Annotated in this window: 13 protein-coding genes and 1 other RNA gene; 1 reads left to right on the top strand and 13 read right to left on the bottom strand. The window is 44.4% G+C overall.

The genetic code is table 11. The annotated features are described in order from the left end of the window. Positions 1-260: 260 nt before the first annotated feature. The 13 genes from B5J93_RS11600 to B5J93_RS11540 all read right to left on the bottom strand — a co-directional run bounded on the left by B5J93_RS11600 (position 261) and on the right by B5J93_RS11540 (position 7288). Entirely contained in the window at positions 261-689 is a 429-nt protein-coding gene (locus B5J93_RS11600) for a hypothetical protein (protein WP_079326522.1), read from the bottom strand. A 167-nt stretch (positions 690-856) separates the two neighbouring features. Continuing rightward, on the bottom strand, positions 857-1303 hold the full coding sequence (locus B5J93_RS11595; protein WP_079326521.1) for a gp16 family protein: 447 nt from the start codon (positions 1301-1303) through the stop codon (positions 857-859). A gap of 57 nt (positions 1304-1360) precedes the next feature. Next, positions 1361-1636 carry an HU family DNA-binding protein gene (locus B5J93_RS11590; RefSeq protein ID WP_079326520.1) on the bottom strand — a complete coding sequence of 92 codons (276 nt, stop codon included), beginning with the start codon at positions 1634-1636 and terminating at the stop codon, positions 1361-1363. Positions 1637-1664: 28 nt separating this feature from the next. Beyond that, positions 1665-1742, bottom strand: an RNA gene (locus tag B5J93_RS11585) — hammerhead ribozyme type II. Next, entirely contained in the window at positions 1741-1947 is a 207-nt protein-coding gene (locus tag B5J93_RS11580; RefSeq protein WP_079326519.1) for a hypothetical protein, read from the bottom strand. The genes B5J93_RS11585 and B5J93_RS11580 overlap by 2 nt, the downstream gene beginning before the upstream one ends. Continuing rightward, positions 1934-2209, bottom strand: a complete 276-nt coding sequence (locus tag B5J93_RS11575; RefSeq protein ID WP_079326518.1) for an ANR family transcriptional regulator — start codon at positions 2207-2209, stop codon at positions 1934-1936. The genes B5J93_RS11580 and B5J93_RS11575 overlap by 14 nt, the downstream gene beginning before the upstream one ends. Positions 2210-2218: 9 nt before the next feature. Beyond that, complete coding sequence (locus B5J93_RS11570; protein ID WP_065255184.1) at positions 2219-2716, bottom strand: host-nuclease inhibitor Gam family protein; 498 nt, start codon at positions 2714-2716, stop codon at positions 2219-2221. Positions 2717-2729: 13 nt separating this feature from the next. Continuing rightward, on the bottom strand, positions 2730-2942 hold the full coding sequence (locus tag B5J93_RS11565; protein ID WP_079326517.1) for a hypothetical protein: 213 nt from the start codon (positions 2940-2942) through the stop codon (positions 2730-2732). A 19-nt stretch (positions 2943-2961) separates the two neighbouring features. Beyond that, positions 2962-4104 (bottom strand): ExeA family protein, encoded by a 1143-nt coding sequence (locus B5J93_RS11560; RefSeq protein WP_079326516.1) that lies wholly within the window; start codon positions 4102-4104, stop codon positions 2962-2964. Next, positions 4079-5833 carry a DDE-type integrase/transposase/recombinase gene (locus tag B5J93_RS11555; RefSeq protein ID WP_079326515.1) on the bottom strand — a complete coding sequence of 585 codons (1755 nt, stop codon included), beginning with the start codon at positions 5831-5833 and terminating at the stop codon, positions 4079-4081. Before B5J93_RS11555 ends, B5J93_RS11560 begins: the two co-directional genes overlap by 26 nt. 11 nt (positions 5834-5844) lie before the next feature. Next, positions 5845-6726, bottom strand: coding sequence for a DUF3102 domain-containing protein (locus tag B5J93_RS11550; protein ID WP_079326514.1), 882 nt, complete (start codon positions 6724-6726; stop codon positions 5845-5847). A gap of 37 nt (positions 6727-6763) precedes the next feature. After that, positions 6764-7045 carry a helix-turn-helix domain-containing protein gene (locus B5J93_RS11545; RefSeq protein WP_079326513.1) on the bottom strand — a complete coding sequence of 94 codons (282 nt, stop codon included), beginning with the start codon at positions 7043-7045 and terminating at the stop codon, positions 6764-6766. Positions 7046-7096: 51 nt separating this feature from the next. Next, positions 7097-7288, bottom strand: a complete 192-nt coding sequence (locus tag B5J93_RS11540; RefSeq protein ID WP_079326512.1) for a helix-turn-helix domain-containing protein — start codon at positions 7286-7288, stop codon at positions 7097-7099. Positions 7289-7392: 104 nt separating this feature from the next. On the opposite strand from B5J93_RS11540, the gene B5J93_RS11535 reads away from it, so the two are divergent. Then, positions 7393-8184, top strand: a complete 792-nt coding sequence (locus B5J93_RS11535; RefSeq protein WP_079326511.1) for a transcriptional regulator — start codon at positions 7393-7395, stop codon at positions 8182-8184. Positions 8185-8189 lie beyond the last annotated feature (5 nt).

Here is an 8189-nt window from a genome sequence, read left to right as displayed (position 1 = left end):
TACAAGAGTTGATGCAAAATAATCCACCATGATATAATCCAATCAGATTTTAGAGATAAATGGGAAGAACGGGGAGCATAGTGGAGAAGGTGGGAAGGGGTTATTGCAACGATGTTGCAGAATATGCAATGAAATTTGAGCCAGTTGGCAAGATGAAAAAACACAGCAAAAGCGACTTCGTTTTCGCATTTTACCATAAGATACCTAGCCTACACAATAAAGCCCCAGATTTTTGTCTGGGGCTTTTGCTTTGAGTTGAATTATTGTAAAAATTGAATGATTTCAGCCAGTTTGTTTTCAATGTGTCTGACCACCAACCGCTCGGTAGGGCTTTGATTTTCAAAATCAAGGGCTATTTGTTGTTCGGCTAATTTTTCTTTGATGATATTGATGTAAATATCAATCATGCTAGCGTCTTTGGTTTGTGATGGGTTGTCGCTCACAACTCTGGCGTGTTCGTCTAAGTAAGTGTGCAAGGTTTCAATGCTCGGTAGGCTTGTGCTGTCTAGCACTTCTTGGCAATCATCACCACCCCAAACGGTCAATACAGGTTTATTTTTCATCATCTTGATGATGATGTGTGTCCCCCATTCCTTGCCACGCACCCACAGCTCATCATCGTCTGTCATTTCGCATTCTACCACGCCAAAATCTTGAACGTATTGGAAAATTTGTTGAATGTCTAACATAAAAACACCTTTAAAATCATTGGGTTAAATTGTTTGTGTATGGACAGTATCACTCTTGTCTGCATAGATAGCAAGTCTTATTTTGTGGAATTTTAAATATTTTTGGTGTGATTGAGCGATACAAAAAACCGCCCAATTTTGTAAATTGAGCGGTTTTCTTTTTAAGGTTAATTGTCAGCATTTTGGGTTTTGGTGCGAGTACGCCATTTTTTGAGCATTTCTATGATTTGCGACTTTTTGTCGCTTTCTAGGCGACTAAATTCTTCTCCTGCTTGGTGTTGGATATAGGTATTTAGGGCGGTTTCGCTAGGGTCTTTGACCGCACCCAAATCATGCAAGGATAGCCATAGATGACGAATTAAGCGAGACTGTGGGTCATTCGGTCGTTTGATTCTCGGAATAGTTGTGGTAAAGCCTTTGTTCTTTAACTCTGTTAAAACCACATTGAGTTCGGTCAAACTCATGTCTTTGGTAGACGATTTACCAGTTGTGTAAGCCAAAATATCTCTGTATGTTTCATCATCAAGGTGCAGTTTTGCCTTGCCGATGTGGATAAGCTGAATAAGCTTTTTCTTTTTATTGGCGGTGGATTGGGATTTGGAATTGACTGTCATGTGATTTCCTTTTAAAAAAGCCAAACTGTGTGGCTTGGCTTTTTGGGTTGGTATTGGCTAATTAACCGCTTCTTTTAGTCCTTTGCCCACCTTAAAGGTCGGCACGTTTTTGGCAGGGACGTGAACGGTTTCGCCCGTGCGTGGGTTACGAGCAGTTTTGGCTTGGTGTGGCTTGACATAGAATGAGCCAAAGCCTACCAGATTGACTTCGCCACCCTTTGCCAGTTCGTCTGTGATGCTGTTTAGTACAGCATTGACAGCATTCTCGCATTGTTTGAGTGGTAAGCCGTCCATTTTGTCATAAACGGATTTAATTAGTTCTTTCTTGTTCATGGGATTTACCTTTTAAAAGTTAAAGTTTTTCGGTCAGCTCATCAGTGGTGGGCGACCAACCCCACCAGACCTTACCCCAATCTCTTGACTGGGGTAGGTTTCGCCTATACTTTATCGCCAGCAAAGACAATCATAACAACCGCCAATACCGCCAAAAGCGTCATGATAATACAAGCCACGCACGCAAGAAAAACGCCGACAAGGCTTGAAAGTAGTACGCCACCACTAGCAATGGCAAAGACAACCAAAGCAGTCAAAAATAACATGGCGGATAGTAGCTGATGATTGGTTTTTTGTTTATGCTTTAACATGGTTTGCCTCCAAATTTTTAAGTTCTGGACGTTTGTAGTTGTGCATGACGGCTGACTGGCAAAAATTGTGGCGGATTTGGGCATACTTTTGTGTCAAACTGTCTTTTTCGGCAGACTTGGCAACTGTCTCCCATAGGCGTTTGGCGGTGCGATAGTCGCCCAGCTTTTCAGCACGGCTTGCCTTGACGTTGGTGGGCAAGTCGGCATGAAGCAGTTCTTGACGAGCTTGTTCAAGTTCAAGCAAAGTTGTGATGTTGTTCATGATAGTTCCTTATTTGACACGGATTTCAAATGGCGTGATTTTAAATTCTTCTACGCCCTGCATGACAGTAATGCCTTCAATATCAGCAACTGCTGTTGGCTCTTCGCCAATGGCTTCTTTGTTCACTGTCTTTTTGACACGCACAAAACGGTCAAGCCCAAAACGTTCAAGACGTGCAATGACATCATCAGCCCCACGCACTCTGATAGACGGTGGGCATTGTCGCCACGACACTTCGCCAGTAATCAAATTGGCGGTTTTGCTACCGTCTTTGAGCAAGATGGCACGGTTAGCTTCACACCAAATTTGAATTTTGGCACTCAGCTCATCAATGGACAACTTTAAGGGGCTGATTTGGCTGGCATACTTCTCAGTAATCAGGGCAATCTCGTCATTCATTGCGGTAGAAAGACGTGTGATTTCACGCTCGTGTTCACCAATCAAAGCAATTACGCTTTGGACTTCATCTAGGTTTTGGCAGGATTTGAGTTGGGGTTTGGTAGTCATGGATTTTCTCCGCTTAGTTGATGTTAAATTGTTGTCTTAGGCTCTGCTTGGTTATGGTAAAACCTGCCAGTATCCCAAGTTTGAATGATGACTTTTGCAAGTCATCGCTGATAACGACTTGCTCAGGGTCATCAGGATTGATGATGATTTCGTTTGGGCAGTCAAGCAGTTCGCTAATTTCGCCAAACGCCTTATGCAAGGCGGTGTTGAGTTTGTGTTTTGTCATGGTTCTCATCGGTTATCTACTACACTTCTTTAGCCAAATCGCCTGTTACCACAGGCATTCCTAGTTCTGATGCGATGTTTAACGCCCCAGTCAGTAAGTTGCCAACTGCCAAAGGATAAAGCAGACTGTCTGCCCCTTTGTTTTTGTGTGAACTGCCAAGACGGTGGGCAATGGCATTTAATCCACTTTCATCAATAAACTCGTCAAGCTCACGCCCTGCCGACTGAGAGCGGTGTTGTAAGTATTCTTCTAAGCTGTTGCGGTCAAAAGGCATAAGCTCAAAAATCTCGCAACGCTGAACCACTTCTCGCACTTGTTCGTTGTTTTCGGACAACTTATTTTTAAGTTCGTTTTGACCGATTAACACGATAGACAAAAGCGGTGTAAAGCCATTTTCTAATTCCAAAAATCTTTTAAGATGTTTTAAGGTTGGAATGGGCAAGCTGTGGGCTTCTTCAATAATCAGTACATGATGATTGCCAGCCTTTGAGCTTTCTTTTAAAAGGTTATGTACTTGGCGGAAACGAGCTTCTGGACTGCGTTTGGCGTTTACACTTGGGGCAAGCGTGGCAAGAATGCTTTCGGCAATATGCACCGACTTTAAAGTTTTGCCTTTGATGTCGTTGTCTTCGGTGGCTAGGACATACGGCTCTATCACAATCACATTCTCTTTTTGACGCTCTAAGCGGTCAATCAGCTCACGGCGGAGCGTGCTTTTGCCAGCACCTGACTGTCCGATGACTGCTACAAAACTCATGTTGCCTTTGGCGGTTTGCCACAGAGCTTCACGCACTTCTTTAATGTCAGCATTTTGATAAACTTGATTGGCTTCACGCACATTGTCGGTAAAGATGTTGGTAAACAGCTTAAACTGGCGTTTTGCTGGGTGGCTTAGGGTTTGTTTTCTGAGTAGCATGGTCTGCTCCTGTTTGCTTGGTTTGTTTGATTTGTTTTGGGGTTTGTTGATTGTGTCAATGTCAGCTTGGGTGACTTTTTGACCGTTTAAATATTCACACAATCGCCTGTATAATTCGTTCGTCCCTGCTTTTGGGTATTTGCCATGATTAAAAATTAGGTTAATCGTGGCAGGGCTGACTTTTAATGCTTTGGCGATTTTGGCTTGGGTCAAGTCGTATTTATCCAGCCAATGCTTGTTGCTCATGGTGTTCTACCTTTGGTTCTAAGATGCCTTTGATAATCTCGCCGATGACTTCCTGTGGTACTTCGCCAGTTGGAAAGCTCTCTTGCAAGGCAAGGTAATGCTCCGCTGTCCACAAATCGCCAATCTCAGCTCGGATTGTTTTGGCGGTTTGCACCCAGTTAAGTGGGGCAAGTTTGCGAGTCTGTGGTGTGTTGTCAATGGCTGGCGTGCTAAGTTTCTCACCGCCCAACGGCATATAGTCTTTTTGTTCGTGGCTATCGATGTCTGCCATGATGTTGAGCTTGCCATCATACGCCACCGCTCGCTTGGCAATCGCTTGCTCGGCTTTTTCTAGTGTGTCCACACCATAGGCAGTTTTCATGACCTTGTTTCTTTGATTGTCAATCTCGCTGTTTGGCATGGCTCGCATTTCTTGTCCGATGACTGGGGCATTAACATCAAAGCCTACCCAGTCTGTCTGCATTGGTTCAACCGTATAAGTTACGCTCTCGCCTCCTGCGGTCGGCACAATCACATCAACGCACGGGGTGCGGTAAGGATTAACCACCACAGACACTTTGGCTTTGGGATAAATGCCGTCAATGTGGCGTAAGTCATAGTCATGTGAGCCATAACCCTTGACCGCATAGCTGATTGTCAAGTTGCCCGATACCGTCCGCTCCACAGGTGTGGTGCTAACAAGCTCTTTGCAAAGCTCTATGGGTGGGGCTTTTCTTAGTTCATGAATGGCAATCGTCCGCCATACCGCATTGCGAGTTTGCTTGGTGCGACTGTGTTTTTTGTGTTCATTCCAGTCCACACGCCAGCGTTTGGCAAGGGCGTTTAACTGCTCCAAACTCTCAATGTTTAAAAATTTAAAGCGACCTTCAAACTGGGTTTCTACAATGTCGTTGGCATTTTCCACCTGCCCCTTTGCCCGTGAATTGCCTGTGGCGTGGGCGATGAATGTGATGTCTAATCGTTCCATTAAGTTTTTAAAAAGCCCCGATGTGTTGGCACAACCCTTATCCGCCACCAAAATAAACGGCACACCGTGCATGGGTTCGTCAAAGCCACGAATTTGTATGGCATTTAAAAACACTTGGGTTAGGTTCTCCGAGCTTTCGCTCCCTGCCACATATTCCACATACACCCAACCACTATAATGGTCGGTAATGACATAACGAATGACACGCTCTTGCTCAATCTTTTTTAGATTGTGCGGTTTGTTCTTGTAAAACTTTTTCTCGTCCATGACCTGCATACCGCCTTTGGGCAAGTAAAAAATCACACAAACAGACGCATCAATCTGCCACACATGGTTGGGGTGTAAACTGCGTTGCTGAATATGAGCCGTTGGCGTAGCAAGCTGGCTTGGGTGGCAAAATTTTTGCTTCATTATTCGGCTAATGGTCGCAGGGCTAACTTTTGGAGCTTTACCGTCTGCCTGTAAAATTTCTAGGGCGGTGCTGATTGGCAAGGTCTTTTTACCGTTGGCACGAGTGGCAAGGTGTACCATTGCCCCTACTTGTTCAGCGACTTCTGTTGGCACAACGGTTTTGCCTTTGTCTGAGCGTGTTTTTCGCTCGGTGGTAAAGCCAACCGCTTCAAGCTCACGATAAAGCTGTGGACGGCTGATTTGCAAGGTGTCGCACGCTTTTGCGATGATGTTGCCTTTCTCGCCATGCTTGGCATGAGTGAGCTTTTGGGCGGTCTCTCGCAAATAGTCGGTGCGTGCAATGTCTTTCATGACTTCGCTCCTTAGTTGCCCTGTTCGGCTTGAAGCCACGCTGGTGTTACCATATTTTCAAAATCAATCTGTACGCCAAGCGTGGTGCTAAGTTCGGCAATCTGCTGAAAACTTGCCACGATGCTCGTTTCATACTGCTCTTGTAAGTGATACAAGCCATGCTCTTCAATGGTCTCAGCAACCGCTTGGCAACGGTTGGTAAAGCGAGCAATGTCATTAAATAAAGTCAGTGTTGCAGACTGTATTTCTGATAACGCACTTTGTGATAGTTGCTGTTTTGCAGTTTCAGCTTTTTCTTTGACTTTGGCGGGGGCTTGCAGTTTGGTCAGCTCGGCATCCAGTTCGTTCAATTTTTCATCTTTTTTCTTGATGATGTTTTCTTTGGCTTGGTTGTCTGATTTGGCTTCTCTTAGAGCCTTACGCAATTCGCTGGCGGTCATTTTGTCATATTCATCAAGCTCAATGCCAAGTACGCTTCCAGTTTCGGCAAGCTCGCCAATTTCATCATCATCAAGTGTTAGAAATTCTAGGAGTTTGGAAGTATTGCCAATTTGCACCAAATGTCCCAAATTGGGTAATTTGGATAATTTGTAGGAAGCAGACATTAGGCGTTGGGCGGAGCTTTTGCTAAACCCAAGCATTTCAAGTCGCTTAACAAACTCGCCGTGCGGAGTCATTTCTTTTAATAAAATCAAGCGTTTGCCCATTTCAAAAAATGCTTCTACCGTGCGTTGCTGATAAAAGCGGATTTCATCTTCCAACGCCCCAACGGTCAAAGCCCCCTTGTAGCCAAGCTGGGTGGCAAGTGTGCCTAATTTGTGGGCGTGTTCGTTTACAGTATTTTCAGAAATAACCGTAACATCATCTTGTGTTACATCAATCACTTGGTTCATAGTGTTCTCCAAATGTCCCAAAATGGGACTTTAAAAATTAAAGGGTTAATTGGCGGATTTCGTTAATCCGTGCTTGGGCAAACTCTATCTCTTTTTGATGAGCGGTGGCGATTTGCACAAAGGCAACGGACAAATAATACAGTCCATTGTCATCTTGACGGGCAAAGCCTTGACCGACAAGGGTGGCAAGATAACGGCAGACTTGCGACTGAGACTCGCCTGTGGTCTTGGCAAGCTCGGACACCGATACGCCTGTTAGGGTGTGTCCTTTTAGGGCTTTTAGGGTCGTTAGGACTTTTTCGGCGGATTTTAGGGTCATTTGGGTGTTTCCTTGTGCATTGAAAACAGGGTAAAAATAGGGTAAAATTGTCTAAACATTTAAACCAAGTGCTTTGGCAATCTCACCTGCACGACCATACAAGCCTTTGCGTTCGCCATTTAGCACTTTGTAAACTTCTGGGACTGGGTATTGGTGTTTTTCAGCCCATTGTTTGACGGTCAGACCTTGCTCATAGATGCGTTTTTTGGCTTGGTCTTTGGGGGTTTGAATTGATTTGGTCATAAAAATACTCCGTAGTGGGTGGGGTAATTACAAGGTAAAAACCTTGTAATGGATTTTATTATATACCACCATTTGGTGGTAGTCAATATTTTTTTGGGATTTTTATGGACACATTGCGTGAAGACATTGCGATACGCTTGATTGAAGAGCGGACTCGTTTGGGGTATAGCCAGTCAGATATGGCAAGGCTTTTGGACATAAGCACTGAGGCTCTACGCCGTTATGAAGTGGGGGCAAGAGAGGCAGGCGTGGAATTTTTGGCAAAGTCGGCAGGGCTTGGTGTTGATGTGCAATATATTTTGACTGGGGTCAAATCCGCCAACGCACAAATGGCAGAAAAATCCAATCAGCCCCTTGTCCACATTGCCAGCGGTGGTTCAGCAAATGTCATCAATGAAGTTAGTGGAGGGGTGGTCAATATCGCCACACGCAATGTAACGCAGGTCAAAGCCGAAGTTAAGCCCAATGAGGAGCATATCAGTCAAGCCCAAGCATCTGTTTTGAAAAAACTCGTTGATGACATTGTTAAACTAGAACAAGCCGTCAAGCAAAAGCCAAAATCACACCAAGCAGTCTGGTCGGCTTTGAATGCTCATTGCAAGGTAACTCGTTATTTGTTGATTCCTTTTGGCGATTTTGAAAAAGCTGAAAAATACCTAAGAATGTGGATTGGTCGGTTAAATTCTGCCAAAAAAGCCAGCAAAACCGACAACAGTTCGTGGCGAAACCGCAAATATGCCTATATCAAAATCAACACCAAAGACACCCCAGAATGGCTTGATGGGTATATGAATAAGCATTTTGATACAGACAGCTTGACCGAACTGGATGATGAGCAATTAAGTAAGGTGTATTCAGCCGTTGCCAGTCGTAAAAAACGCACCAAACAATCTTAGGAAAA

It is taken from the genome of Moraxella equi (assembly GCF_002027555.1).
Lineage (GTDB): Bacteria > Pseudomonadota > Gammaproteobacteria > Pseudomonadales > Moraxellaceae > Moraxella > Moraxella equi.
The sequence above is the reverse complement of the archived record's forward strand: the minus strand, read 5'-3'. Positions and strand labels throughout refer to the sequence as shown.

Bases quoted from the DNA above. Each gene is read 5' to 3' on its own strand.
- B5J93_RS11545 (WP_079326513.1), bottom strand. From the start codon at position 7,045: ATGACCCTAAAATCCGCCGAAAAAGTCCTAACGACCCTAAAAGCCCTA.
- B5J93_RS11575 (WP_079326518.1), bottom strand. From the start codon at position 2,209: ATGAACAACATCACAACTTTGCTTGAACTTGAACAAGCTCGTCAAGAA.
- B5J93_RS11535 (WP_079326511.1), top strand. From the start codon at position 7,393: ATGGACACATTGCGTGAAGACATTGCGATACGCTTGATTGAAGAGCGG.
- B5J93_RS11565 (WP_079326517.1), bottom strand. From the start codon at position 2,942: ATGACAAAACACAAACTCAACACCGCCTTGCATAAGGCGTTTGGCGAA.
- B5J93_RS11555 (WP_079326515.1), bottom strand. From the start codon at position 5,833: ATGAAAGACATTGCACGCACCGACTATTTGCGAGAGACCGCCCAAAAG.
- B5J93_RS11550 (WP_079326514.1), bottom strand. From the start codon at position 6,726: ATGAACCAAGTGATTGATGTAACACAAGATGATGTTACGGTTATTTCT.
- B5J93_RS11570 (WP_065255184.1), bottom strand. From the start codon at position 2,716: ATGACTACCAAACCCCAACTCAAATCCTGCCAAAACCTAGATGAAGTC.
- B5J93_RS11595 (WP_079326521.1), bottom strand. From the start codon at position 1,303: ATGACAGTCAATTCCAAATCCCAATCCACCGCCAATAAAAAGAAAAAG.
- B5J93_RS11580 (WP_079326519.1), bottom strand. From the start codon at position 1,947: ATGTTAAAGCATAAACAAAAAACCAATCATCAGCTACTATCCGCCATG.
- B5J93_RS11600 (WP_079326522.1), bottom strand. From the start codon at position 689: ATGTTAGACATTCAACAAATTTTCCAATACGTTCAAGATTTTGGCGTG.
- B5J93_RS11590 (WP_079326520.1), bottom strand. From the start codon at position 1,636: ATGAACAAGAAAGAACTAATTAAATCCGTTTATGACAAAATGGACGGC.
- B5J93_RS11540 (WP_079326512.1), bottom strand. From the start codon at position 7,288: ATGACCAAATCAATTCAAACCCCCAAAGACCAAGCCAAAAAACGCATC.
- B5J93_RS11560 (WP_079326516.1), bottom strand. From the start codon at position 4,104: ATGAGCAACAAGCATTGGCTGGATAAATACGACTTGACCCAAGCCAAA.